Consider the following 25160-nt stretch of genomic DNA (forward strand, 5'->3'; position numbering starts at 1 on the left):
CGCCGTCCTTTCGGGGGTCAGGCGGTTCCGGTCAATCGGGGCTGGAGCAGCGCCTGGGCGGGGGCACCGAGGATTTTGGTGCGCAGGCGGGCCGAGGCGTCGTTCAGCGGCTTCGGCATCCGCAGGAACTCGCCGGGCGACATGCCGAGAAATTCCTGCGCGTCGCGGTTGAAATGGGAGTGGTCGTAATAGCTGCTTTCGATGCGCGATGCCCAGGTGTCCGGGCCGGCATCGCGCAACGCCATCAGCGACCGCAGGAAGCGCGCACGGCGGATCAGCAGCTTGGGCCCAAAGCCGAACGCCGCGAGTGCGACCCGATTGAGGGTCCGGTGGGACAGGCCGAGGCGTTCGGCCATATCGGTGACGCCGCCTTCGGGCGGGTTCATCAGATAGCGATGGAGCTGTGCGATGCGCGCTTCATCGGTGCGCGGCTTGGCGAGCAGGCGAAGGAGCAGGGCATCGAAGCCGCGCTTGATCGCCTCCTTGGGCGCGGACGCGGCATCGAGCAGCACAGACGCATCGTCACCGAGCAGCACGTCGAGGGGCGTCACGCGATCGGCAAAATCGCCGGCGGCGCGGCGGGTGAGCCGATACCAGCCGAGTGGCGTCAGGCCGGCGCCGACGACAGTGCCGTTCGCGCCGTCGCTGTAGCCTGCATGGCTGGTCGGGCCGAACAGCGCCGCCCGCGGCACGTCGAAACTCTGCCCGCCGATCCGCACGCGCCAGAAATCGCCCGCGACGTGAAAGCGCAGATTCGCCCATGCCGGAAAGAACACGTCGCGATGCCGCTCGCCAGCCGGCAAGGCCACGGCATAGCGATGATAGCCGGAGACCAGACCTTCCAGCCGGGAGTCCGGAACCCAGAAGTCGACGTCGAATGACGGCATCGACTTGGATAAACTATGCGCGGCCAGCGGAGTTGCCTTCAGCCGATGCCGAGATCGGCCGGGCCGAACGCGTGGGGCAGCAACTCCGACAGACGATAGGTGGCGACCGCCGCGCCTTCGGCTGCGGCGCAGTGAATGACGAGGTCGCGGCCGCTCAGTTGCGCCGCTTCGTTCAGCACCTGTCGGCAGCGGCCGCAGGGGCTGACCGTGCTGATGCCGGTGAGTGCGCCGCCTTTGATCGCGCCGCCGATCACGGCGACCTCGACCACGTCGCGGAGCCGCCCCTCGCTGCTCGCCTTCGCCAGCGCCACGGTCTCCGCGCAGAGCGACAGTCCATAGCTGGCGTTTTCGAAATTGCTGCCGGTGACGATGGTGCCGTCGCTGAGTAGCAGCGCCGCGCCGACGCCGAAGCGCGAATAAGGCGCATGGGCGTTGCGGGCGGCCTCGCGCGCGGCCGCGATCAGTTCGTCTCTCTTCATCTCACCCCTTGATGTGCAGCACGCAGATCAGCGTGAACAGCCGCCGCGCCGTGTCGAAATCGACCTCGACCTTGCCGGACAGGCGTTCCTTCAACAGCTCGGCGGCGTCGTTGTGGATGCCGCGGCGCGCCATGTCGATGGTCTCGATCTGTTGCGGCGATGCGTTGCGGATCGCCTGGTAATAGCTGTCGCAGATCGCGAAATACTCGCGGATCGGTCGCTGGAACCGGCCGAGCGCCAGCACCAGAGTCTCCAGGTGCGAGTGGTCCTCACGGAACATGTCGAGCGCCAGCCGCCCTTCCTCGACGCGCAGCTTGATCCGGTATGGACCTTTGTAGCCGTCGTCATGCTCCCGCTGAGGCGCGAAATAATTGCCTTCCAGCAGGTCGAAGATCGCGATGCGCCGTTCCTGCTCGACATCGGCCGAGCGCCACAGGATGGTGCGCTCGTCGAGCTCGACATCGATGATGCGCGGATCGGCCATTCGTCCCGGCTGTAGGGCGTTCTGGCGACCCGCTCAACCGGAGCGCCGCCTTCCCCAATTCGATCCACAGCCTTGTTGGCTTGAGTGCGAGTCCCGAAAAGCGGACAATGCGCAAATGCCCGAATTGAAGCTGATTCACGACGCCCAGAGCGCGCCCCAGACCCTGCCCCGCAACATCGAGGCGGAAGCGGCGCTGCTTGGCGCGCTGATGATCGACAACCGGCTGGTCGAGGACGTGCAGCTCAAGCTGAAGCCCGAGCATTTCTTCGAGCCCGTGCATGGCCGCATCTACGAAGCGGTGTTGAAGCTCGTCGACCGCAACATGGTCGCGAACCCGGTGACGCTGAAGCCGCTGTTCGACGCGGACGAGGCGATGAAGGAGCTGGGCGGGCCGGCGTATCTCGCCCAGCTCACGGGCAGCGGCGCCGCGCTGATCGGCGCCCGCGACTTCGCCGAACAGGTCTATGACCTGGCTCTGCTGCGTGAGCTGGTCGGCGTCGGCCGCGACATGGTCGAAAAGGCGATGGACACGTCGGACGAGATCAACCCCAAAGGGCTGGTCGAGGAAGCCGAAGTCGCGCTTTATCGCGTCGCCGAACAGGGCGGCGAGACCGGCGGCACGAAGAGCTTCAAGCAAGCGACGCTGATGGCCGTCCAGCAGGCGGAGAAGGCGCAGAATTCGGGCGGCCACATTTCTGGCGTCACCACTGGTCTCGAGGACGTGAATCATCGCACCGGCGGTCTGCAGCGCTCCGACTTGCTGATCCTCGCCGGCCGCCCGGGCATGGGCAAGACCTCGCTCGCGACCAACATCGCGTTCAATGCGGCCCAGCGTTACCAGCGCGATATCGAGGACGGGATCGACCCCGCCAAGTCGCTCGGCGCGCCGACCGCCTTTTTTAGCCTGGAAATGTCGGCCGATCAGCTCGCGACGCGCATTCTCGCCGAGCAGTCGGGCGTGGTCGGTTCGAAGATCCGCTCCGGCTCGCTCAGCCGCGACGAATTCAACCAGTTCGCGCGGGCTGCCGCGGAGCTGGAGAACCTGCCGCTCTACATCGACGACACGCCGGGCCTCACCATCGCGGCGCTCCGCACGCGCGCGCGCCGGATGAAGCGGCGGCATGGCATTGGCCTGATCATCGTCGACTATCTGCAGCTCTTGACCGGCGGCGGAAAGAATAGCGGCGACAATCGCGTGCAGGAAATCTCCGAAATCAGCCGCGGCCTGAAGACGCTCGCCAAGGAGCTGAACGTGCCGGTGATGGCGCTGTCGCAGCTCAGCCGCGCCGTCGAGCAGCGCGAGGACAAGAAGCCGCAGCTCTCCGACCTTCGCGAATCCGGCTCGATCGAGCAGGACGCGGACATCGTGCTCTTCGTCTATCGCGAGGAATATTATGTCGCGGCCCGTGAGCCGAAGGGCGACAGCGCCGATCCGAAGGCGGACGAAGCCTATCGTCAGTGGCAGCTCGAAATGCAGGAAGCCTTCCAAAAGGCCGAACTGATCATCGCCAAGCAGCGCCACGGCGCGACCGGCAAGGTGCGGCTGAAGTTCGAGAGCAACATCACGAAGTTCAGCGATTATATCGACGACGCCTATCTGCCCACACGGATGGACTAGCTCAGGCCGAACGGAGTGTGGGGCGGTGTTCGGACAGGAACGCCAGCACCGCCCCAGCGGTGAGCGCTGCAAGTAGCCAAGGTGCGTGGCTAAGGCCTTCGTCGATCGCGCGGCCGACGGGGTTGTCGACGCCCAATGTGCGCTCGACGATCCAGGCGACGGCGGCGATGCCGGCGAAGGCGGCGCCTGTCGTCCGAACAGCGGGATAGTAGCGCGTGCGGGCGAGCAGGATCAGCGCCGGCATCACCGCGGCAACGACCATGAGCTGCACGAGCTCGATGCCGAGGTTGAAGCCGAGGATCGACTTGGCCTTTTGCAGCGGTTCGAGGCCAAAGCGGCCGATCAGCGTCGCAAAGGCGAGGCCGTGGACCAGGCCGAAGCCGGCGGCGACGAACATCTCTCGCCCCGGAAACAGCGGCCGCCAGGCATGGACGGCGGAGACCAGAATCGAGATCGCGATGCCCACTTCGACCGGCTGGGGCGGCAGCTTCCAGCCGAAAAAGGCGCCGCCGATCAGCGTCAGCGAATGGCCGACAGTGAAGGCGCTGACCACCGCGACGAGCCCGTGCAGCGTGTGCCGCCAGCCGCCATAGCCGTTCCAGCGTCGCCCGGCGGCCAGCACAGGCGCCGGCAGCAGCAGCGCGATCAGAAACAGCAGATGGTCGTGTCCCTCGGCGATGTGGTGCATGCCGAGGCCGATCGCCGAGACGAAGCCGCGCCAGTCGCTGCCGTGCCCCCGATCGATATGCAGCGTCATTGCGCCCGGCTGCAGGCCGCCAAGCATCTCGGCGCGCTCTGAGAGGTGGCCGCCGGCGAAGTCGTTACGGGCGACGACCAGCACGATGTGATTGGGCACGCGGTCGATCACGCCGGTGTAATGAAGGTCGAAGCGGCGGGGCGTCGCGCCGGCCGGCGGCAGCAGCGCGAAGCGTGCGCGCAGGTCGGGCGGCCCTGCCTCGTGCACGATGTCGATCGCGCCGGGCTCGACACGCCAACCGGGCACCGACAGGCGGGATGCGACGTATCGGCGGACGTCGGCATCCTGCACGGGACCAAGCGCGGTCTGGATCGGCCGGCGGAGCGCAAAGCCGAGTTCGGCGACGGGAATGATCGCCTCCGCCTCGACGCGGTGCGCGCCGAAATCGAGGCGGAGTTCGGAATTGGGCGTCAGGTGCGCGGCGGCGGGCACCGCCGCCAGCAGCAAAGCCAGCCAGGCGAACAGCGCCCTCAATGCCCGTACCAAAGGAGGGTCGCCGTCGGGTCGAGCGCGTGCGGGTTGATCGCCAGCGCCTTGTCCTGCTCCTCGTCGGCCGCTTCGCTATGCCCGAGCAAGCCGTGCGCGCGGGCGGCGACGAGGTGCTGCTCGGCCGATTGCCAGCTCGACCGGTTGACCGCATCGATCACGCGCAGCGCGTCGGCGGGACGGTTGTTCGCGATCAGCGCCCAGCCCAGCGCAATCGCGGTCGCGCCGTGCGGGCGGAGCCTGAAATCCTGGTGGGCGAGGTCCAGCGCCCGCTGCGGCGATCCGAAGGCCAGTTCATGCTCCACCGCATGGCCGAGCGCAGCTTCCGGCAGCAGCTTCAGCCGCTCGGCCCAGCCCTGGCCCGCTCGGTCGGCCCAAAGCTCGGTGCGGGCATAATCGCCTTGCGCGCGATAAAGGCCAGCGATCGCGTCGCGCAGCGCCGGGTCGTCGTTTCGTGCGGCGAGCCCTTCGAAGGCACGGATCGCCGCCGCATATTGCCCCCGCAGCGCCAGCATCTGCGCTTGGTGTGCTTCAACAAGCCACCAGCCGGGGAAGCGCTTGTTCGCTTCGGCAAACGCCGCGTCGGCCGCATCCCAATGCCCGCGCTGCAGCTCGATCGTGCCGCGCAGCAGGGCGAGCTGCGCCAGCGCCTCGCCCGGGATCAGGCCGGAGCGTTCGACGCGGCCGACTGCAGCCAGCGCGTTGTCCGGTCGACCCATTTTCGACCAGAAGATCGCCATTCGCTGATCGGGCCGCTCGCCAATCTTCGCGAGACCGCGATACTCGGCCAGCGCCTGGGGATAGCGGCCGCGATAGAAATAGATGTCGCCGCGCATCGCCGTCGCACCGGCCCGGACCTCGGCTTCGGGAGGGACGGCGTAATGATCGACCGCATCGAGCATCTTTTCGGCCGTGCCCAGCCGGTGAAGGCTCAGTGCCAGCGCAGCCTGGGTCAAATGCGGGCCAGCGCCGGGCGTGGCGCTGGAGAAGCCGCGATCGAGCGCGGCCTGCGCTTCGGCGTAATCGGTGAAGTCGCCGGTCAGCCGCGCGCGGCTCATGAGTTGGTGCGCGACGCGTTCCTGCATCAGCCAGTCGTCGGGATGGTCGGCGACGAGGCCGCGCAGCCCTTCGAGCTTCCGATCGATCTGAGCCAGCGCCGGGCCATAGCTCGGCGCGCCGGCGGCGCTTTGCCGGATCGGTAGATCTGGAGCAGAACCCGGCGCTAGCAGCCGAGCCAGTGCGAACACTGCCGCAGCTGCCGCAACCAGCCAGACCAGCGCCCGCATCGGCAGCGGGCGCGGCATGGCGATCATGACGTCTTGGGCGTCGCGCACATGTTGAGGCTTAGCCGCTGGAAGTCGTCCGCCAGCGCGTTGGTGAGCCCGGTCAGCGTCGTTCCGATATCGACGACGAACTTGCCGTTCACGTCATCGACCGGGTTCGCATCGTTGTACGGGTTCTTCATCGAGCTCGAGATCAGCGCGGTCGCGACCGCCGGCATGCCCATCCGGTCCACCCGGACATAGGACGAATCCGGATCGGTGCGGAAGTTGAAGTTGGTGCCGCCCGCCGGCGGCATTGGCGGGCTGCCATTGGCCGGCGCGAGATACGGGAAGTCGGGCAGCGTCTGCACTTCGTTGCCCGGCGGATCGAGCGGAAGGCTGGCGAGCAGGTTCGCCGGATGCTTCTTCAGGTCGAGGAAGAGGACCGCCAGCGTGATGTCGACCACCGGGTCGTTCAGGCCACGGCCATTCGGAAAGCCGTTGGGCTTGGTCACGTCCAGCTTCACCGTGTCCGGGATTACCAGATTGGCGACGCTGACGCCGGGCGCGACTTGCTGGTTCAGGCAAGGCGTGACGTCGAAGCTGGTGCCGCTCGCGGTAGGCGAAGGCGTGGGCGAAGGCGTTGGTGTCGGCGTCGCGCCAATCGGACCGGGCCGGGGGGCGGCGGAGGCGCCGTCGCTGCCGCAGGCGCTCAGCGCCGGCAGCGTGAGTGCGAGGGCGAGCAGGGGAAGAGCGCGGGTCATCAGAGGTTCCCCCCAAAGCGGGCAGTCGTGGCCCAGACGTCCAGCGGATTGGTGCCGTTCAGCACTGCGGAGCGGGGCATTTCGATCACCACGGAGGTGTCGTTCTGCTTGTCGAAGAAGTCGCGGGTGTTCTGGATCGAGAGCGTGCCTGTCGAGCGTGTCGCGCGGAAGCCGACCAGATCGAAGAAGAACGGATCGTCGAACACGCCTGCGATCGCCTTGACTCCGCCTTGCTGCAGGACGGTTTGCACGGGACCGACCAGCGGGCCTGTGGTGCCCGGAATGCCTTCAAACTTCACCCCCGGCGATTGCCCGTCGAAGCCGAAGCGGAACTTGATCTGGAACTCGGGATCGGTGCGCGCGCCGGCGTTCGAGATGTTGATCGTGTAGAGCACGTCGCGATCATAGGTCGGCGGCATGTTGCCGGGCTGCGGCCCCGCAAAGGTCAGCACGACGACGATCGAGGTCGGCGTGTACCATGCGAACACGTCGGCGATGTCGGCCGGCACGTCCGGGGTAGGATCGAAATCCTTGTCGGTGCGGGTCGGCGGATCGAGGTGATCCGCGGCTTTCGTCGCATAGTCAGCCGACACCAGCGCGAGCGGCAAGACGAACGCCGTTGCCGCGAGCGCCGTCCACGTGCGTGAAACGCGCATCGTCACCTCCCTGTTCGAGCCGATTAGGCTCTGTTCCGGCCCAAGAGTCTAGCATCAAAGCGACAAAAGCTGCCGATTGGTTGACCAAGATACGGGCCCTCGCCCATAGCGGATGCATGGAAACCCAAGCGAACGGCGATGTCGCGGCCCTTTCGTTCGAAGAGGCGCTGAAACGGCTGGAGGCGATCGTCTCCCGGCTGGAAAGCGGCGACGCGACTCTGGATGAGTCGATCTCGCTCTACGCAGAAGGCGACAAGCTGCGCGCGCAGTGCGAGGCGCGGCTTGCATCGGCGCAGGCGCGGATCGAGAAGATCACGCTGGGACAGGACGGGCGCCCGACCGGCGTCCAGCCATTCGAAGCGGGGTAGGCATGGCCCGGGGGGGAAACGAACTCAGGCAGGCAATGGAGCGGGTGGCGGGGGACATCGATTCCGCGCTCGATCTCGTGCTGGCCGTTCCAGACGATCCACGCCGCCGCCTGTACGAGGCGATGCGGCATGCCGCGATCGGCGGCGGCAAGCGGCTGCGTCCGTTGCTCGTCTGTGCGGCATGCGCCCTCTATGCCGTGGATCGCGCAGCAGCCCTTCGAGTCGCGGTCGCGATCGAGTGCATGCACGTCTATTCGCTCGTCCACGACGATCTGCCGGCGATGGACGACGACGATCTCCGGCGCGGCAAGCCGACCGTCCACAAAGCATTCGACGAGGCGACGGCGATCCTGGCCGGCGACGCGCTCCACGCGCTCGCGTTCGAGGTGCTTGCCGACCCGGCAACGCATGCCGATCCGTTCGTCCGCGCGGAGCTTTGCCTTGAGCTTGCCCGGGCCGCCGGACCTTCCGGCATGGCCGGCGGGCAGATGATGGATCTGGCGGCCGAGGAGACCGTATTCGATCTCGCCACCATCACCCGGCTGCAGCAGCTCAAGACGGGCGCATTGTTCGGATTCTGCCTTGAAGCCGGCGCGATCATGGGACGCATCCCGCCCGAGGGTCGCACCCATCTTAGGGGTTATGCCCGCAATATCGGCCTCGCCTTCCAGATCGCCGACGATCTGATCGACGTCGAAGGCTCGGCGGAGGCGGCGGGCAAGGCGGTCGGCAAGGACGCCGCCGCGGGCAAGGCGACCTTCGTGTCGCATCTGGGCGTCGACCGCGCGCGCGCGCAGGCGCAGCTTCTTGTCGACCAGGCGATCGAGCATCTGAGCCAGCACGGGTCCGAAGCGGACCTGCTGCGCGCCATCGCACGCTACATCATCGATCGGGACAGATGATATGAGAGTGGGGGTTTATCCGGGCACGTTCGATCCGATCACGCTCGGCCATATGGATATCATTCGCCGCGGGGCGAAACTCGTCGACCGGCTGGTGATCGGCGTGACGACCAACCCGTCAAAGTCGCCGATGTTCGCGGTCGAGGAGCGGATCGCGATGGTCCGCCGTGAAGTGGATGGCGAAGGCAGCCATATCGACGTGGTGCCGTTCGATTCGCTGCTGATGACCTTTGCCGAGCGCCAAGGCGCCTCGCTGATCGTGCGCGGGCTGCGGGCGGTCGCCGACTTCGAATATGAATATCAGATGGCCGGCATGAACCAGCAGCTGAACGACCGGATCGAGACCGTCTTCCTGATGGCGGACGTCTCGCTGCAGCCGATCGCGTCGCGGCTGGTGAAGGAAATCGCGATGTTCGGCGGCGATATTTCGAAGTTCGTCACCCCCGCCGTCCGGGACGATGTTGCCGCTCGCGTCGAAAGGCTTGGCCCAAAGGGAAGTTAGCCCTATTCAGCCGCGGCTAAGCCGTTTGGAACTAGCGGCCGGGCTTTCCCGTGAACGGAGTGACTGAATGCGCCTGATTGCCGCTATCCTCGCCTTGCTTGGCGCGCTGTTCGCCACGACGGCGATCGCGAAAAAGGCGCCGAAGCCCAACCCGACGCCCACGCCCCTGGCTTCGCCGTCGCCCGTGCCGCCAGTGACGCCGGAGAATACCTGGGTGTTGGAGCTATCGACGGGCGGCCGCGTGGTGATCCAGCTTCGCCCCGACAAGGCGCCGAACCATGTCGAGCGGATCAAGGCGCTGACCCGCGCCGGTTTCTACAACGGCTTGACGTTCCACCGGGTGGTCGACGGCTTCATGGCCCAGGGCGGCGATCCCAAGGGCACCGGTGAAGGCGGATCAACGCTTCCAGACCTGAAGGCGGAGTTCAACGATCTGCCGCATGTGCGGGGCGTGACCTCGATGGCGCGCGCCGACGCGCCCGATTCCGCCAATAGCCAGTTCTTCATCATGCTGATGCCGACGCTCCGGCTCGACAATCATTACACCGCGTTCGGCCGCGTGATTTCGGGGATGCAGTATGTCGATGCGATCGAGAAGGGCGAGCCGCCGGCCAACCCGTCGCGCATCGTCAAGGCCTGGATCCAGAGCGACGGGGAGAATGCGCCGCTGAAGCCGCTGCCCGCACCTGTGGCGACGCCGGCGCCTGCTCCTACCCCCGCTGCTCCGGCGCCCGCGCCAGCCCCGACTCCCGCGCCTGAGCCGACTGCGACGCCTCAGCCCGGCCAATAAGCCGGCCGTGCGCGTCGATCTTTTCGACTTCGACCTGCCGCCGGACCGGATCGCGCTGAGGCCCGCCGAGCCGCGCGATAGCGCGAAGCTGCTGTTGCTTGATGGGAATCGCAAGGAAGATCGCACCGTGCGCGATCTGCCCGAATTGCTCCGCGCCGGCGATTGCCTTGTGTTCAACGACACGCGCGTGATCCCGGCCCAGCTCGAGGGGCAACGCGGCGAGGCGCGGATCGGCGCGACGCTGCACAAGCGCGAGGATTTGCGGCGCTGGCACGCCTTCATCCGCAACGCCAAGCGGCTGCGTGTCGGCGAGGAAATCGAGTTCCCCGCAGAGGTCCGAGCGGTCGCCGAAGCGCGCAACCCGGACGGCAGCTTTCTGCTCCGCTTCCTCGGCGACGAACCGGTGGAAACGCTGCTGGAGCGCGCCGGGCGGATGCCGCTGCCGCCCTATATCGCCAGCAAGCGTGCCGCCGACGAACGCGACCGGGACGACTACCAGACCATGTTCGCGCGCGAGCAAGGCGCCGTCGCCGCACCGACAGCAGCGCTGCACTTCACGCCGGACCTGATGGCGGCGCTGGCCGAGGCGGGCATCGGCCACGAAACGCTCACCTTGCACGTCGGCGCGGGCACGTTCCTGCCGGTCAAGGCGGAGGACACCGCCGACCACCGGATGCACGCCGAATGGGGCCGCATTGAAGCCGCGACCGCCGAACGCCTGAACGCAGTGCGCGCGAGTGGGGGGCGAGTGATCGCCGTCGGCACCACCAGCCTGCGCCTCCTCGAAAGCGCCGCGACTGAGGACGGCCGCATCGCTGCGTTCGAGGGCGACACCGCGATCTTCATCACCCCCGGCTACCGCTTCCGCGCGATCGACGGCCTGATGACCAACTTCCATTTGCCCAAGTCGACCCTGTTCATGCTGGTCTCGGCGCTGATGGGCCGCGAGCGAATGCTGGCGGCCTATGAGCACGCCATCGCCAGCGGCTACCGCTTCTATAGCTACGGGGACGCCTCACTGTTATTGCCGTGACTGCGGTTTGGGCATCGAGCCGGCGTCTCATGCCGAGCCATTGGCAGGTCGGGCAATGTCAGTTCGCGTCATCGAAAACTTTCTCGCGCCGGAATCGCACGAGCAGATCTCGGCCTATCTGCGAGGGCCGGGCTGGGCCTATGGCGCTTACTCCGACTCGAACGCGCCCGGCATACGCTATTGGTACAAGCATTTTGCGGGCATGGTCCGGCGAGCAGACGAAGATGCGAGCCAGGGTGCGGAACAGCAGCTCGCCGCCTTTCCACCAATTGCGGCGATGTGGGCCGCGATCCGCGACGGCATCCTGCCCGGCCACGAACTGATCCGCAGCTACGCCAACGGCTATCCCTATGGTGCCGACGGCGGCGTTCACCTCGATGCGGATGTTCCGGGCCACCTGACCGCGCTCTATTTCGCCCATCCGCGCTGGGAGCCGAATTGGGGCGGCGAGACGGTGTTTTTCGATCGCGAGCAGAAGGATGTCGTGGCGACGGCCTATGCCCGGCCCAATCGCCTCGTGATCTTTCCGGGAGACTTGCCCCATGTCGCGCGCGGCGTGTCGCGAAGCTGCGAAGAACTGCGCATCACGCTGATGTTCAAGGTTCGGGAGGCGTCCTGAGCCATGCTCGGCGGACAACGCAAACTTGTCGCCGCTGTCGTCGGCTTCGCGTTCGGCTTCGGGCTGGCCGCGTTTCAGGTCTGGGAGAAGCCCTGGACCGACACGGGCGGCATCGTGACGCTGGTCGGCAGCGGCCTCGCCGGGGCAGTGGTCGGTCTGGTCGGGCAGCGCATCCTGGCCCGCGCCAAATAGCTAGCCGACGGCCACGCCTTTCCAGAAGGCGATGCGATCCTTGATCTCGGCCGCCGCCGGTTTCGGATCGGGATAATACCAGGCGGCGTCCTTGTTCTCGGCGCCATCCACAGCGAGCGTGTAATAGCTGGCAAGGCCCTTCCAGGGGCACGTCGTGTGCGTCGGGCTGTCACGCAGATAGCCGGCGTTCACCGCCTCGCGGGGGAAATAGTGATTGCCCTCGACCACGACGGTGTCGTCGCTCTCGGCGATCGTCGCGCCGTTCCAGACTGCCTTGGTCATCGCGTCACCTCCGTTCGTTCGAACGTTTTGGAAGGGGATCAGGCTGCCCTTCGGCTGAGCGCATGGGCGGCCTCGTCCATCAGTTCGGCGATGATCGCCGCGACGGGCTCCTCGGCCTTGACCATGCCAACCGATTGGCCGGCCATCAGCGAGCCGTGCTCGACATCGCCGTCGATGACTGCACGGCGCAGCGCACCGGCCCAATAATGCTCGATCTGAAGCTGCGCCTCGGCCATCTCGACCCGACCTTCGTCGAGCGCCTGGGCGACTTCGCGCTGCTTGGCGGTGAAATGCTCGGTGCCGGAATTCTTGAGCGCGCGTACGGGGATCACCGGCAGGCGGGGATCAACCTGCACGCTCGCCACGGCGTCGCGGGCCGAGGCGCGAATGAACGCTTTCTTGAAGTTCGGATGCGCGATGCTCTCCGTCGCGCAGACGAAGCGCGTGCCGAGCTGCACGCCGGACGCGCCCATCTCCAGATAGCCCGCGATCAGCTCGCCGCGGCCGATCCCGCCGGCGACGAACACCGGCACCTGGTCCGCCACGTCGGGCAGGATTTCCTGCGCCAGCACCGAGGTCGAGACCGGGCCGATATGGCCGCCCGCTTCCATGCCTTCGATCACGAGCGCATCGACGCCGGAGCGGATCAGCTTCTTGGCGAGCGAGAGCGCCGGGGCAAAGCAGATCAGCCTGGCGCCGCGCGACTTGATCGCATCCAGGCTTCCCGCCGGCGGCAGGCCGCCCGCCAGCACGACATGGCCGACCTCATGCTTCGCGCAGACCTCGATCAGGTCGAACAGCTGCGGGTGCATCGTGATCAGGTTGACGCCGAAGGGCTTGGTCGTGAGCGCCTTGGTGCCCGCGATCTCCGCGTCCAGCAGCTCGGGCGTCATCGCCCCGCACGCGATCACGCCGAACCCGCCGGCGTTGGAGATCGCCGCGACCAGGTTGCGCTCGCTGACCCACGACATCGCGCCGCCCAGCACCGCGAATTCGCAGCCGAGGAACGCCGTTCCCCGCTGCATCAGCGCATGAAGCTTCTTTTGCCCCGGCATCAGGCGGCCGGGGCTTCCGCGTCGAGGCCATAGGCGGTGTGCAGCACGCGCACCGCCAGCTCGGTATAATCCTCCTCGATCAGCACCGAGACCTTGATCTCCGACGTGGTGATCGCCTGGATGTTGATGCCGCGGTCGCCCAGCGTCTTGAACATCAGCGCGGCCACGCCGGCATGGCTGCGCATGCCGACGCCGACGATCGTGATCTTCGCGACGTTGGTGTCGTGCACCATCCGCGCAAAGCCGATCGCCTCCTTGCCCTTTTCGAGCACGTCCAGCGAGCGGGCAAGTTCGGCCGAAGGCACGGTAAAGGTCACGTCAGTCGAGCCGGTATCGTGTGCGATATTCTGCACGATCATGTCGACGTTGATGTTCGCCTCGGCCAGCGGCGCGAAGATCGAAGCCACCGCGCCCGGCCGGTCCGGCACGTCGGTCAGGGTGATCTTCGCCTCGTTCTTGTCGTGGGCAATGCCGGTGATGAACTGCCGTTCCATATCTTCCTCGATCTCGTCGTCGCCGACGATCATGGTGCCGGGCTTGTCGTCGAACGACGACAGCACCTGCAGCCTCACATTTTCCTTCATCGCGAGCCCGACCGAGCGGGTCTGCAGCACCTTGGCGCCGACGCTGGCGAGCTCGAGCATTTCCTCGAAGGTGATCTTCTGGAGCTTGCGCGCGCGCGGCACGATGCGCGGGTCGGTCGTATAGACGCCGTCGACGTCGGTGTAGATGTCGCACCGGTCCGCCTTCATCGCAGCCGCCACCGCGACCGCCGAGGTGTCGGAGCCGCCGCGGCCAAGCGTCGTCACCCGCTCGCCGGGGGCGAGGCCCTGGAAGCCCGGAATGACAGCCACTTCGCCGGTCGCAAGGGCGGCATTCAACGCGGTGGTGTCGATCTCTGCGATGCGTGCGGAGCCGTGGCCGTCCGAGGTGCGGATCGGGAGCTGCCAGCCGAGCCAGCTCCGCGCCGGCACGCCGATCGCCTGAAGCGTGATCGCGAGCAAGCCGCTCGTGACCTGTTCGCCCGAGGCGACCACGACGTCATATTCGCGCGGATCGTAGAGCGGCGAGACTTCGCGGCAAAAGGCGACCAGCCGATCGGTCTCGCCCGCCATCGCCGACACGACGACCGCGACCTGGTTGCCGGCCTCGACTTCGCGCTTCACGCGTTCGGCGACATTCCGGATGCGCTCCACCCCGGCCATCGAGGTGCCGCCGAATTTCATCACGATCCGGGCCATCGGGGTGCGCGCGTCCTCCTGAAAGAGCGGGTCTGTTAGGAGGCGGTGCGAAGCTTGGCAAGAAAGAGAGACTTGGCCTCTTCCACTCGGTTCGGCCTGAGCTTGTCGAAGGCCTCCCTTGTTCTTTTCCGAGCGTTGTAGAAGGGGAAGGGAGGGCTTCGACAAGCTCAGCCCAGACCGGAGTGGTGATGGCGGTAGAGAATACAATACGCCCGGACGAAGCCGCGCATTTCGGGAAGCTTGCGGCGGACTGGTGGGACCCCAAGGGCTCGTCGGCGATGCTGCACCGGCTGAACCCGGTGCGCCTCAAATACATCCGCGAACAGATCGACCATCATTGGGAGCTGGACGAGCACGACCGGCGGCCGCTGGCGGGCAAGCGCGCCGCCGACGTGGGCTGCGGTGCCGGGCTGCTGTGCGAACCGCTCGCCCGGCTCGGCGCGGCGGTGGTCGGCATCGACGCCGCGCCGGAGAATATCGCCGCGGCCCGGCTCCACGCCGAGGGCCAGGGCCTCGCGATCGACTATCGCGCCGGCAGTATCGACGCGCTTGGGCCAGAGCCGTTCGACCTGATCACCTCGCTGGAAGTGATCGAGCATGTCGAGCAGCCCGCAGCCTTCGTGCGCGGCCTTGCGAATGCGCTGGCGCCGGGCGGGCTGCTGATCCTCTCGACGCCCAACCGCACCCCTGTTTCGCAGCTCGCGATGATCACGCTGGGCGAAGGCCTTGGCGCAATCCCCCGCGGCACGCACGACTGGGACCGCTTCCTGACGCCCGACGAACTGCGCGCGCATGTCGAGGCGGCGGGCCTCGAAGTACTCGACACCACCGGCCTCAGCTACAACCCGGCGCGGGGTTTCACGCTCGGCGAGAACCTGGCGCTCAACTACCTGGTCACCGCCCGCCCCCGCTGATCGAGCGCATCGTTATGTCCGCAAAGGGTGGTTTGCAGACGTTTAGCCCCTCTCCCGCTTGCGGGAGAGGGCGACTCGCGCCTGCGGGCGCGAGCGGGGTGAGGGCCCTTGGTTCGGTCCTCGATACAGGCCCTCACCCTCCCAAGCCTGACGGCTTGGGCCCCTCCCTCTCCCGTAAGCGGGAGAGGGGCTTACGTCCGCAACAGGTCGGAAGCAGACATTTCGCTGTCCTACACGCCGGCGCATCTGATAGGCCCGATTCGGCTCAGCGCAGGGCTTCTTTGAATCGTTCAAGGAGGGGCGAATCCGGTTTCGAAACGGTCCGGCCTAAGTGAACGAATGGAGCGCTTCTCCCTTCACTTTAGGGTGTCGCTCGAGGCGAACCAGTCTGGCGCCCGCCGACCATCAACCGCTCATAAAAACCGATCGCGCGCATATACTCCTCGATGCCGATCCGCTCGTCATTGCCGTGGAAGCGGGCGAGGTCGGCGGGGCGCATCGTCATCGGCGTGAAGCGCAGCGACGCGTCGGCGATTGGCTCGTAGGAACGGCCGTCGGTGGCGCCGAGCACCAGGCCGGGCGCGATCGGCGCATAGGGATAGGTGGCGCGGATGGCGGCGGCGAGCTGCTTGTAGCCGGGGCTGCCGGTCGAGGCGGGGCGGCTGGGGTTGTGGCCGCCGGGCAGGGCGCGGACGGTCACTTTCGGATCGTCGACCGATGCGCGATCGCGGGCGACGACGCTGTCGATCGTGTCGCCTGGCAGGATGCGGTGGTTGACCACGGCGCGCGCGCTTTGCGGCAGCACATTGTCCTTGGTGCCGCCTTGCAGGATCGTCACGGCCGTCGTCGTGCGCAGCGCCGCGGCGGTGCGCGGGTTCTTTAGAAGCTGGCTGCGGATCAGCGGATCGGTCAGCCAGCGATTGGCGACGACGGTGCGCAGCGGCTGGTCCATATAGGGATCGAGCGCGGTCAGCATGTCGCCGGTCAGCCCCTGCACGCGCGCGGGGAACGGCTTGTCGGCGAGCCGCGCCACGGCGCGGGCGACGCGGACAGCGGCGTTGTCGGGCACGGGCATCGACGAGTGCCCGCCCGCGCCGCTCGCGGTCAGCTCGACCGAGACATAGCCTTTTTCCGCCATCCCGACCACCGCCGCGGGCCGGCTCACGCCGGCGAGCACGCCGTCCAGCACCGCATAGCCTTCGTCGAGCGCGAGGCCGATCCGCGCGCCGCGTGATTTGAGCAATGCCGCCATCGCTTGCGCGCCGGAGCCGCCGCGCTCCTCGTCATGGCCGAAGGCGAGATAGATGGTCCGTTTCGGCTGGAAGCCGCGGGCGAGCAGGCGTTCCGTCGCCTCGAGGATCGCGATCACCGACATCTTGTCGTCGATCGTGCCGCGACCCCAGACGAAACCGTTCGCGACCGCGCCGGCAAAGGGCGGGTGCGTCCATTTGCTCTCGCTGGAGCCTTCGATCGGCACCACGTCCTGATGCGCGGCGAGCAGCAGGGCGGGGGCGGCCGGGTCGGCGCCCGGCCAAGTAAAGAGCAGGCTGTGCCCAGCGACGACCTCGCGCTTCAGCGCGGCGTGGACACGCGGATAGCTGGCGGCGAGGTTCTGGGCGAAGGCGTCGAGGACCGCATCGGGCGCGGGGCCGCTCTCGGTCGAGATCGTCGGGATGCGGATCGCGGCGGCGAGATGCTCGACCGCGGCCTGGTCGACCGGCGGCGGGGGCAGGGGCTTGCCCAGTTGTTCGGGGCTGTGACGCGCGGTGTTGATCGCGAGGATGGCGATGAGGATGATCAGTACGACCGCGATGGCGATCAGAAGCTTTCGAAACAGGCGCATAGACCCCTCCCCGGTTCGGGCTGAGCCTGTCGAAGCCCTCCCCTTTCTTTCCGGTCTCAGTAAAGAAGAAGGGAGGCCTTCGACAAGCTCAGGCCAAACCGGGTGGAGGTTCCGCGAAAAAGTTAGAAATCCACCTTGTCGTAGTGAGTGGGCGGGCTGATCACTTCCATGCGCTCGCTGAGCAAAGGCCGGAAGCTGGGGCGGCTCTTCAGCGCAGAATACCAGCGCTTGGTCTGCTCGTGCCCGCGCCAGTCGATGCCGCCGAGGTAATCCGCGACCGAGATGTGCGCGGCGGCGGTCAGGTCGGCGAGACTCATGGTCGCTCCGCCGAGCCAATTGCGGTGGTCGAGCAGGTAATCGGTGTAATCGAGATGGTTGAGCGCGAACTTCATCGCATCGCGCAGCACTCGGGCGTCCGGGCTGGCGCGCTCGATCAGCCGCTTCTTCATCCGCTCGTGCATCAAGGGCGCCACGACATCGGCGAAGAATTGCTCGTCGAACCAGGCGACGAGGCGGCGAATTTCGGCGCGGTCGATCGCGGTGCCGTTGATCATCGGCGCCTTGTTGACCGTCTCCTCGAAATATTCGCAGATCGCCCAGCTATCGATCAGAACAAGGCTCTTGTCGGTCTCCGCCATCACCGGCGTGCGGCCCGCGGGGTTCATGTCGAGGAATTCGTCGCGCCGCTCCCAGGGCGATTCGCGGACGAGCTCGGCGCCGACGCCTTTCTCCCCCAGCAGCAGCCGGACCTTGCGCGAAAAAGGGCACAGCGGGAATTGATAAAGCTGCCACATGGTTGCGCGTGTTAGGCAGGATGAACGGCCGGGGGAAGCGGCTTTCAGCCCTGTGGCGGAAAGCTTTCGAACATCGGCAACTCATGCGCGGTCGCCATCCAGCTTATCCGCTCCGCGACGTTGATGTGCGCGTCGGGAATGGCGGCTTCGGGATCGTCGAGCGTCGCACTTTGAATGTCGACGATGCCGGGCAGTGCCACCTCGTTGAAATAGAAGAGACCTGTGCCGCAATCGGGGCAGAAGTGGCGGCGGCCGTTTTCGGAAGAGGCATAGACTTTCGCCTCGCCTTTAGTGACCGTCAGGCCGGATGCCGGAAATGCGATCCATGCGACGAGCGGCGCGCCGGCGGAGCGGCGGCAATCGCTGCAATGGCAGAAGCCGCTATGCGCCGCCTCCCCCTCGATCTCGTAGCGCACCGCGCCGCAATGGCATCCGCCGGTCAGCATCCGCGTCTCTCCCCTATTCGGCAGCGACGGCAGTCTGCTCCTCGGAGAGGGGCACGTCCAGACGGGTGAGCATTTCCTTCGGGCAGACCTGCCAGAAGCGCTCCCGCCAGCGGTCCCATTCGTCGAGGATGCCGTGCGCCCATTTGCTGTCGGTCGCCTCGGCATGCTCGGCGATCAGGGCGCGGAGCTTCGTCTCCCAATGCGCGGAGGCGAGGCGCTGCCAGACGATGCTGTCCGGATTGGCGTTGCGTTCGAAGCTGCCGTCCTCGTCGAGCACGAACGCCATGCCGCCGGTCATGCCGGCGCCGAAGTTCATGCCGACACGGCCGAGGATCACGGCGGTGCCGCCTGTCATATATTCGCAGCCATTCGCGCCGCAGCCTTCGACCACCACCGTCGCGCCCGAGTTGCGGACGGCGAAGCGCTCGCCGGCCTGGCCCGCCGCGAGCAGCTTGCCCGCGGTCGCGCCGTACAGGACGGTGTTGCCGATGATCGTGTTTTCTTGGCTGACCAGCGGCGAGCTGACCATCGGCCGCACCACAATCGTGCCGCCCGAAAGCCCCTTGCCGACATAGTCGTTGGCATCGCCGAACACCTCTATCCGCACGCCCTTGCACAGGAAGGCGCCGAGCGATTGGCCCGCCGAGCCGCGCAGCCGCACCTGCACATGCCCGTCCGCCAAGGTCGACATGCCGAAGCGCTGCACGATCTCCGCGGACAGCCGCGTCCCGACCGCGCGGTGGGTGTTGCGGACGTTGTAGGTGAGCTGCATCCGCTCGCCGCGATCGAACACGGCCTTCGCGTCCGCAATCATCTGCGCGTCGAGGCTGTCGGGCACTTCGTTACGGAACGTGTTGAGGCTGAACCGCCGCTCGAAATCCTCGGCGTCGACCTTGGCGAGGATCGGGTTCAGGTCGAGGTCGTCGAGATGCTCATGGCCACGGCTAACCTGACGCAGCAGCTCGGTGCGGCCGATCACTTCGTCCAGCGAACGGAAGCCCAGCTTCGACAGGATCTCGCGCACTTCCTCGGCGATGAAGGTCATCAGGTTGATGACCTTTTCCGGCGTGCCGACGAATTTCTGCCGCAGCTTCTCATCTTGCGTGCACACGCCGACCGGGCAGGTGTTCGAATGGCATTGCCGCACCATGATGCAGCCCATCGCGACCAGGCTGAGCGTGCCGATGCCGTACTCCTCGGCGCCGAGGATGGCGGCGATGACGATGTCGCGCCCGGTTTTCAGGCCGCCGTCGGTGCGCAGCTTGATGCGGCCGCGCAAGCCGTTGAGCGTCAGCGTTTGGTTGACTTCGCTCAGCCCCATTTCCCAGGGCGTGCCGGCATATTTGACCGATGTCTGAGGCGAAGCGCCGGTGCCGCCGACATGCCCGGCGACCAGGATCACGTCCGCATGCGCCTTGGCGACGCCGGCCGCGACCGTGCCAATGCCGGCGGAGCTCACCAGCTTCACGCACACCCGCGCCCGGGGATTGATCATCTTCAGGTCGTAGATGAGCTGCGCCAGGTCCTCGATCGAATAGATGTCGTGGTGCGGCGGCGGGCTGATCAACGTGACGCCCGGCGTCGAGTGGCGCAGCCGCGCGATCATGTCGGTGACCTTGAAGCCCGGAAGCTGCCCGCCTTCGCCAGGCTTGGCGCCTTGGGCCACCTTGATCTCGATCTCCTCGCACGCGCCCAGATATTCGGCGGTGACGCCGAACCGGCCCGAGGCGATCTGCTTGATCACCGAGTTGGCGTTGTCGCCATTGGCGCGCGGGCGATAGCGTTCGGGGTCCTCGCCGCCTTCGCCGGAGACGGCCTTGGCGCCGATCCGGTTCATCGCGATCGCCAGCGTCTCGTGCGCCTCGGGGCTGAGCGCGCCCAGGGACATGCCCGGCGTTACGAAGCGCTTGCGGATTTCGGTGATGGCCTCGACCTGGTCGATGGGCACCGCGGTCTTGGCGTAATTGAACTCGAGCAGATCGCGCAGATAGACTGGCGGCAAGTCGCGCACGCCGCGCGAGAATTGCAGATAGGTCGAATAGCTGTCGGTCGAAACCGAGGTTTGCAGCAAGTGCATCAGCTGCGCGGAATAGGCGTGCGTCTCGCCGCCGTGCCGCTGGCGATAGAAGCCGCCGATCGGCAGGCTGACGACCGCCGGATCGAACGCCGCCTCGTGCCGCATCTGCGCATTCAGATGCAGCGAGGCATAGCCTTCGCCCGAAATCTTCGCCGGCATGCCCGGGAAAAGATCATTCACCAGCGCGCGGCTGAGGCCGACCGCCTCGAAATTATAGCCGCCGCGATAGCTGGAGATGACCGCGATCCCCATCTTGGAGATGATCTTCAGCAGCCCGTCGCCGATCGCTTTCTTGTAGCGGGCGACGCACTCGTCGAAGCTCAGCGCGCCGAACAGCCCGCGCGCATGGCGGTCGGCGATCGACGCTTCGGCGAGCCAGGCGTTCACCGTCGTCGCGCCGACGCCGATCAGGACCGCGAAATAATGCGTGTCGAGGCATTCCGCCGAGCGGACATTGACCGAGGCGTAGGAGCGCAGACCCTTGCGCACGAGGTGCGTGTGCACCGCGGCGGCGGCGATGATCATCTGGATCGCGATGCGGTCCGGTCCGACGCCTTCGTCGGTCAGGAACAGCTCGGTCTTGCCTTCGCGCACGGCCCGCTCGGCCTCGGCGCGGATCGCGGCGATGGCGGTGCGAAGCTGCTCCGGGCCGCCCTTGGCCGGGAAAGTGCAGTCGATCACCGCCGCCTGCGCGCCGAAATGCGCCTTCAGCTTCGTCCAGTCCGCCGACGACAGCACCGGCGAGTCGAGCACCAGCACGTTCGAGCCCTGGCCCTCGATGTCGAGGATGTTGGCGAGATTTCCGAACCGGGTGTTCAGGCTCATCACCTGCGTTTCGCGCAAGGAATCGATCGGCGGGTTGGTGACCTGGCTGAAATTCTGCCGGAAGAATTGGCTGATCAGCCGCGGCTTGTCCGAAATGACTGCGAGTGGGGTGTCGTCGCCCATCGAGCCGACCGCTTCCTTCGCGTCCTCGACCATCGGCGCGAGGATCAGCTCCATGTCTTCCAGCGTCTGCCCGGCCGCGACCTGGAGTCTCGTAAGCGCGGCGCGGTCGAGCTGCGGCGTGGCGGTCTTCTTCGGCGCCGGCAGATCTTCGAAGCGGCGGAAGCCCGCGACCATTTTCTCGTAAGGGTGCTCGGCGGCGATGCGCGCCTTGACCGCGCGGTCCTCCAGCACTTCGCCCCGGTCGAGATCGACGGCGATGATCTGCCCCGGCCCGAGCCGGCCCTTGCGGATCACCGTCGATTCCGGAACCACCACCATGCCCGCTTCGGAGCCGACGATCAGCAGCCCGTCGACGGTCTGGGTGTAGCGTAGCGGCCGGAGCGCGTTGCGATCCATGCCGGCGACAGCCCAGCGGCCATCGGTCATCGCCAGCGCGGCGGGGCCGTCCCACGGCTCCATCACGGAGGCGAGGTAGGAATACATCGCTCTCTGGTCCGCGGGCAGATCGGCCGGGTGCCAGGCTTCCGGCACCAGCATGATCTTCGCCGTCGGCGCGTCGCGGCCCGAGCGGCAGATCGCTTCGAACACCGCGTCCAGCGCCGCCGTGTCCGACGCGCCGGCCGGGATCACCGGCTTGATGTCCTCGGACGCCTCGCCGAACGCCAATGAGGCCATCTTGATCTCGTGGCTCTTCATCCAGTTCTTGTTGCCGCGGATCGTGTTGATCTCGCCATTATGGGCGAGGCAGCGGAACGGCTGGGCGAGCCACCATTGCGGGAAGGTGTTCGTGGAATAACGCTGGTGGAAGATCGCCACCCGGCTTTCGAACCGCTCGTCCTGCAGGTCGGGATAGAAAAGGCTCAGGCTCTCGGCGAGGAACAGCCCCTTGTACACGATCGAACGGCACGACAGCGAGCAGACGTAAAAGGCCGGAATCTGCGCCGCGATCACCTTCTTCTCGATCCGGCGGCGGACCAGATACAGGCTCTTTTCGAACTCCTCGGCCGATTGCTGGTTGGGCAGCGGGCCGGCGATCATGATCTGCTCGATCTCGGGTCGGGTCGCCTGCGCCTTCTGGCCGATCACGGAGATATCGACCGGCACCTGCCGCCAGCCATAGATGGTGTAGCCGGCGTCGATCACTTCGGATTCGACGATCGTGCGGCACGTCTCCTGCGCGGCAAGATCGGTGCGCGGCAGGAAGATCATGCCAACGGCCAGCCGATTCGGCAGCACCCGGTGACCGCTGTCGGCAATCGCGTCGTCGAAGAAGCGCACCGGCAAGTCGACATGCAGACCGGCGCCGTCGCCGGTCTTGCCGTCGGCGTCGACCGCGCCGCGGTGCCAGACAGCCTTCAGCGCATCGATCGCGGAGGCGACGACACGCCGCGACGCACGGCCATCGGTCGCGGCGACCAAGCCGACGCCGCAAGCATCGGACTCGAACTCGGGCCGGTACATGCCCTCGCGGGCGAGGCGTTCGCGTTGGTCGGTCATGGGATCAGCTCTTCGGCCCTCATGGCATTTATCACACCGCGTGTCGTACGGATCAGGTCCGGCAGCTCTTTCCACGCACGGTTAGCGCGTTCAGCCTGGGCTGCGGGATCAAGCGGATAATCGTGGACAAGAGCGTTGCGCGTGGTCCCGATCTCGAACCAGCGTGACGCGTCAGCTATGGCTCCCAGGGCTTCCAATCGCCGGACCTGATTGCGTGCGGAGACACCTTCCAGCGGCTCATTGGACAGCGTGAGAAAGCCCCTAAACAGCTTGCGCGAAGTAAGATCGTAAAGCTGCTCATACATTCGAAGCAGCGCATGCAGACGTTCCCGCGGGTCATCCTCCCAGGCCGCGATCGTCGAAGCATTGAGAGGAAAGCTTTCGCGCAAGCGATTCGAAAGGCGCTCGACATGCGCGGCCAGAAGCTCGGCAGCGCGAGCAGCTTCGATCGTGGCGTCCCTGGCTTCGTTCTGGTTCACAATATGACGCCTTCGCGAAAAGCCGCGCGGTCGATCCACCGTGGCTCCGCTCCGCGAGCCGCGACCACGACATCGACCTGGGGTTCGTCCAACGTCTCCCATAGCCGCGCGCGAAACTTGATCTCGTGATCGAAGTCCGCCGAGGCTGGGTCCGTTTCGACGTGCAGGTCGATATCGCCGCCCTTTCGAACATCGTCCACGCGGCTACCGAAAAGGCGCACGACCGCCTCAGGCCCAAACACCTCGGCCGCGACGGCTTTGATCGTGCTTATTTCCCGGCTCGTCAGTCTCATGCCGCCTTCCTGCCCTCCGTCGCACGGGCGCGCAAATAGGCGTGCATCTTCTCCGCCACGTCGCGGCCGTCGCGGATGCCCCAGACGACCAGGCTGGCGCCGCGGACGATGTCGCCGGCGGCGAACACGCCGTCCAGCGACGTCATCATGCTGTGATGGTCGATGCGCAGCGTTCCCCAGCGGGTCACGCCCAGCTCGGGCGTGCCGAACAGCGCCGGCAGTTCCTCGGGATCGAAGCCGAGCGCCTTAATGACGAGGTCCGCCTCCAGCCGGAAGCCGCTATCGGGCTCCAGCTCGGGCGCGCGGCGGCCGCTCGGGTCGGGCGCGCCCAGCCGCATCCGGCTCGCGCGGACGGCCGAGACCCAGCCATTCTCGCCCGCCTCGAAGGCTTCCGGCGCGGAGAGCCAGATGAACTCCACGCCTTCTTCCTCGGCATTGGCAACTTCGCGCTGCGATCCCGGCATGTTGGCGCGGTCGCGTCGGTAGAGGCACTTCACCGAAGCCGCGCCCTGGCGGACGGCGGTGCGCACGCAATCCATCGCCGTGTCGCCGCCACCGATCACGACGACATGCTTGCCCTCGGCGTTCAGCGCGCCACTGTCGAACGCCGGGACCTGGTCGCCGAAGCCCTTGCGGTTGGACGCGATCAGATAGCCGAGCGCATCGACGACGCCGTCGCTGCCGACGCCCGGCGCCTTGATCGCCCGGGCCTTGTACACGCCGGTCGCGACCAGCAGCGCGTCGTGCTTGGCGCGAAGCTGCGCGAAGGGCAGGGCGCCGCCCACGTCCGCGCTCAGATGAAAGACGATGCCGCCTTCCTCCAGCCGCGCGATGCGGCGCATGACGACTTCCTTTTCCAGCTTGAAGCCGGGAATGCCGTAGGTCAGCAGCCCGCCGGCGCGGTCGTGCCGGTCATAGACATGCACCTCGTGTCCGGCGGCGCGGAGATATTCGGCAGCGGTGAGGCCGGCCGGCCCCGCGCCGATCACGCCGACCGATTGGCCGGTCGGACGGCCGGGACGCAGCGGCTCGACCCAGCCTTCCTCCCAGGCAGTGTCGGTGATGAACTTCTCGACCGAGCCGATCGTCACCGCGCCGTGGCCGGAGAATTCGATCACGCAATTGCCTTCGCAAAGGCGATCCTGGGGGCAGATGCGGCCGCAAATCTCCGGCATCGTCGATGTGGCGTTGGAAAGCTCGTAGGCCTCGCGCAGTCGACCTTCCGCGGTCAGCCGCAGCCAGTCCGGGATGTGATTGTGCAGCGGGCAGTGGATCGAGCAATAGGGCACGCCGCATTGCGAGCAGCGCGCCGACTGCGTCTCCGCATCCGGCACCGCATAGCGATCGGCGATCTCGCGAAAGTCGTCCGCACGCAGCTCGGCCGTCCGCTTGGCCGGATAGGCCTGCGGCACCCCCACGAACTTCAGCATCGGATTGTCGGCCACGCGCGCTCCTTCCTGGCGCGCTTATCCACAGCGCGCAGGCAGAGTCA

26 protein-coding genes are annotated in these 25160 nt (G+C 66.8%); 9 read left to right on the top strand and 17 right to left on the bottom strand.

Translation table 11 applies throughout. The features are described 5' to 3' along the window. Positions 1-17: 17 nt before the first annotated feature. Genes ACFSCW_RS15150 through ACFSCW_RS15160 form a run of 3 tightly spaced genes read right to left on the bottom strand, consistent with a single transcriptional unit; the run spans position 18 to position 1850 of the window. Complete coding sequence (locus ACFSCW_RS15150; RefSeq protein WP_380890940.1) at positions 18-887, bottom strand: AraC family transcriptional regulator; 870 nt, start codon at positions 885-887, stop codon at positions 18-20. 38 nt (positions 888-925) lie between these two features. Beyond that, positions 926-1366 carry a cytidine deaminase gene (locus ACFSCW_RS15155; RefSeq protein ID WP_380890942.1) on the bottom strand — a complete coding sequence of 147 codons (441 nt, stop codon included), beginning with the start codon at positions 1364-1366 and terminating at the stop codon, positions 926-928. Position 1367: 1 nt separating this feature from the next. Next, entirely contained in the window at positions 1368-1850 is a 483-nt protein-coding gene (locus tag ACFSCW_RS15160) for a UPF0262 family protein (protein ID WP_380890944.1), read from the bottom strand. 115 nt (positions 1851-1965) lie between these two features. On the opposite strand from ACFSCW_RS15160, the gene ACFSCW_RS15165 reads away from it, so the two are divergent. Beyond that, positions 1966-3468, top strand: coding sequence for a replicative DNA helicase (locus ACFSCW_RS15165; protein ID WP_380890945.1), 1503 nt, complete (start codon positions 1966-1968; stop codon positions 3466-3468). A 1-nt stretch (position 3469) separates the two neighbouring features. On the opposite strand, the gene ACFSCW_RS15170 is transcribed toward ACFSCW_RS15165, so the two are convergent. From ACFSCW_RS15170 to ACFSCW_RS15185, 4 genes are read right to left on the bottom strand one after another with little or no spacing between them, the layout of a single operon-like run. Continuing rightward, on the bottom strand, positions 3470-4699 hold the full coding sequence (locus ACFSCW_RS15170) for a HupE/UreJ family protein (protein WP_380890947.1): 1230 nt from the start codon (positions 4697-4699) through the stop codon (positions 3470-3472). After that, positions 4696-6045, bottom strand: coding sequence for a tetratricopeptide repeat protein (locus ACFSCW_RS15175; protein ID WP_380890949.1), 1350 nt, complete (start codon positions 6043-6045; stop codon positions 4696-4698). The genes ACFSCW_RS15170 and ACFSCW_RS15175 overlap by 4 nt, the downstream gene beginning before the upstream one ends. Then, on the bottom strand, positions 6021-6737 hold the full coding sequence (locus ACFSCW_RS15180; protein ID WP_380890950.1) for a DUF4331 family protein: 717 nt from the start codon (positions 6735-6737) through the stop codon (positions 6021-6023). Before ACFSCW_RS15180 ends, ACFSCW_RS15175 begins: the two co-directional genes overlap by 25 nt. Next, positions 6737-7393: a DUF4331 family protein gene (locus ACFSCW_RS15185; protein WP_380890952.1), complete on the bottom strand. Its 657-nt coding sequence runs from the start codon at positions 7391-7393 to the stop codon at positions 6737-6739. The genes ACFSCW_RS15180 and ACFSCW_RS15185 overlap by 1 nt, the downstream gene beginning before the upstream one ends. Positions 7394-7509: 116 nt before the next feature. Between ACFSCW_RS15185 and ACFSCW_RS15190 the strand changes: the two genes are divergently transcribed. The 7 genes from ACFSCW_RS15190 to ACFSCW_RS15220 all read left to right on the top strand — a co-directional run bounded on the left by ACFSCW_RS15190 (position 7510) and on the right by ACFSCW_RS15220 (position 11799). Then, positions 7510-7761 carry an exodeoxyribonuclease VII small subunit gene (locus ACFSCW_RS15190; RefSeq protein WP_380890953.1) on the top strand — a complete coding sequence of 84 codons (252 nt, stop codon included), beginning with the start codon at positions 7510-7512 and terminating at the stop codon, positions 7759-7761. Between the two features lie 2 nt (positions 7762-7763). Then, on the top strand, positions 7764-8663 hold the full coding sequence (locus tag ACFSCW_RS15195; protein ID WP_380890954.1) for a polyprenyl synthetase family protein: 900 nt from the start codon (positions 7764-7766) through the stop codon (positions 8661-8663). A 1-nt stretch (position 8664) separates the two neighbouring features. Then, a complete protein-coding gene (coaD, locus tag ACFSCW_RS15200) occupies positions 8665-9165 on the top strand; it encodes a pantetheine-phosphate adenylyltransferase (protein WP_380890956.1) in 501 nt (166 codons plus the stop codon). Positions 9166-9232: 67 nt separating this feature from the next. Further along, on the top strand, positions 9233-9955 hold the full coding sequence (locus ACFSCW_RS15205) for a peptidylprolyl isomerase (protein WP_380890957.1): 723 nt from the start codon (positions 9233-9235) through the stop codon (positions 9953-9955). A 7-nt stretch (positions 9956-9962) separates the two neighbouring features. After that, positions 9963-10988: a tRNA preQ1(34) S-adenosylmethionine ribosyltransferase-isomerase QueA gene (gene queA, locus ACFSCW_RS15210; protein ID WP_380890958.1), complete on the top strand. Its 1026-nt coding sequence runs from the start codon at positions 9963-9965 to the stop codon at positions 10986-10988. 55 nt (positions 10989-11043) lie between these two features. Continuing rightward, positions 11044-11607 (top strand): 2OG-Fe(II) oxygenase, encoded by a 564-nt coding sequence (locus tag ACFSCW_RS15215; RefSeq protein ID WP_380890960.1) that lies wholly within the window; start codon positions 11044-11046, stop codon positions 11605-11607. 3 nt (positions 11608-11610) lie between these two features. Then, a complete protein-coding gene (locus tag ACFSCW_RS15220) occupies positions 11611-11799 on the top strand; it encodes a hypothetical protein (RefSeq protein ID WP_380890962.1) in 189 nt (62 codons plus the stop codon). Here ACFSCW_RS15220 and ACFSCW_RS15225 read toward each other — a convergent pair whose 3' ends face one another. The 3 genes from ACFSCW_RS15225 to ACFSCW_RS15235 are packed head-to-tail and all read right to left on the bottom strand — an operon-like array spanning position 11800 to position 14377. Next, positions 11800-12081, bottom strand: coding sequence for a DUF427 domain-containing protein (locus ACFSCW_RS15225; protein WP_380890964.1), 282 nt, complete (start codon positions 12079-12081; stop codon positions 11800-11802). A gap of 38 nt (positions 12082-12119) precedes the next feature. After that, a complete protein-coding gene (locus tag ACFSCW_RS15230) occupies positions 12120-13136 on the bottom strand; it encodes an NAD(P)H-dependent flavin oxidoreductase (RefSeq protein WP_380890966.1) in 1017 nt (338 codons plus the stop codon). After that, positions 13136-14377: an aspartate kinase gene (locus ACFSCW_RS15235; protein WP_380890968.1), complete on the bottom strand. Its 1242-nt coding sequence runs from the start codon at positions 14375-14377 to the stop codon at positions 13136-13138. Before ACFSCW_RS15235 ends, ACFSCW_RS15230 begins: the two co-directional genes overlap by 1 nt. Positions 14378-14565: 188 nt before the next feature. Between ACFSCW_RS15235 and ubiG the strand changes: the two genes are divergently transcribed. After that, positions 14566-15291: a bifunctional 2-polyprenyl-6-hydroxyphenol methylase/3-demethylubiquinol 3-O-methyltransferase UbiG gene (gene ubiG, locus ACFSCW_RS15240; protein WP_380890969.1), complete on the top strand. Its 726-nt coding sequence runs from the start codon at positions 14566-14568 to the stop codon at positions 15289-15291. A gap of 361 nt (positions 15292-15652) precedes the next feature. Here ubiG and ACFSCW_RS15245 read toward each other — a convergent pair whose 3' ends face one another. From ACFSCW_RS15245 to ACFSCW_RS15275, 7 genes are all read right to left on the bottom strand, one after another. Next, the gene (locus ACFSCW_RS15245; RefSeq protein ID WP_380890972.1) at positions 15653-17134 is read right to left on the bottom strand and encodes a M20 family peptidase; all 1482 of its coding nucleotides are present in this window, start codon (positions 17132-17134) and stop codon (positions 15653-15655) included. Positions 17135-17256: 122 nt separating this feature from the next. Beyond that, positions 17257-17928 carry a glutathione S-transferase family protein gene (locus ACFSCW_RS15250; protein WP_380890974.1) on the bottom strand — a complete coding sequence of 224 codons (672 nt, stop codon included), beginning with the start codon at positions 17926-17928 and terminating at the stop codon, positions 17257-17259. A 44-nt stretch (positions 17929-17972) separates the two neighbouring features. Further along, positions 17973-18374 (bottom strand): GFA family protein, encoded by a 402-nt coding sequence (locus ACFSCW_RS15255; RefSeq protein ID WP_380890976.1) that lies wholly within the window; start codon positions 18372-18374, stop codon positions 17973-17975. Positions 18375-18387: 13 nt separating this feature from the next. Beyond that, a complete protein-coding gene (gene gltB / locus ACFSCW_RS15260; protein WP_380890977.1) occupies positions 18388-22896 on the bottom strand; it encodes a glutamate synthase large subunit in 4509 nt (1502 codons plus the stop codon). Further along, complete coding sequence (locus ACFSCW_RS15265) at positions 22893-23375, bottom strand: hypothetical protein (protein WP_380890980.1); 483 nt, start codon at positions 23373-23375, stop codon at positions 22893-22895. The genes gltB and ACFSCW_RS15265 overlap by 4 nt, the downstream gene beginning before the upstream one ends. Further along, positions 23372-23668 carry a hypothetical protein gene (locus ACFSCW_RS15270; RefSeq protein WP_380890982.1) on the bottom strand — a complete coding sequence of 99 codons (297 nt, stop codon included), beginning with the start codon at positions 23666-23668 and terminating at the stop codon, positions 23372-23374. Before ACFSCW_RS15270 ends, ACFSCW_RS15265 begins: the two co-directional genes overlap by 4 nt. Beyond that, the gene (locus ACFSCW_RS15275) at positions 23665-25113 is read right to left on the bottom strand and encodes an NAD(P)-dependent oxidoreductase (protein ID WP_380890984.1); all 1449 of its coding nucleotides are present in this window, start codon (positions 25111-25113) and stop codon (positions 23665-23667) included. Before ACFSCW_RS15275 ends, ACFSCW_RS15270 begins: the two co-directional genes overlap by 4 nt. Positions 25114-25160: the final 47 nt, after the last annotated feature.

This window comes from Sphingomonas tabacisoli (assembly GCF_042678385.1).
Lineage (GTDB): Bacteria > Pseudomonadota > Alphaproteobacteria > Sphingomonadales > Sphingomonadaceae > Sphingomonas_B > Sphingomonas_B tabacisoli.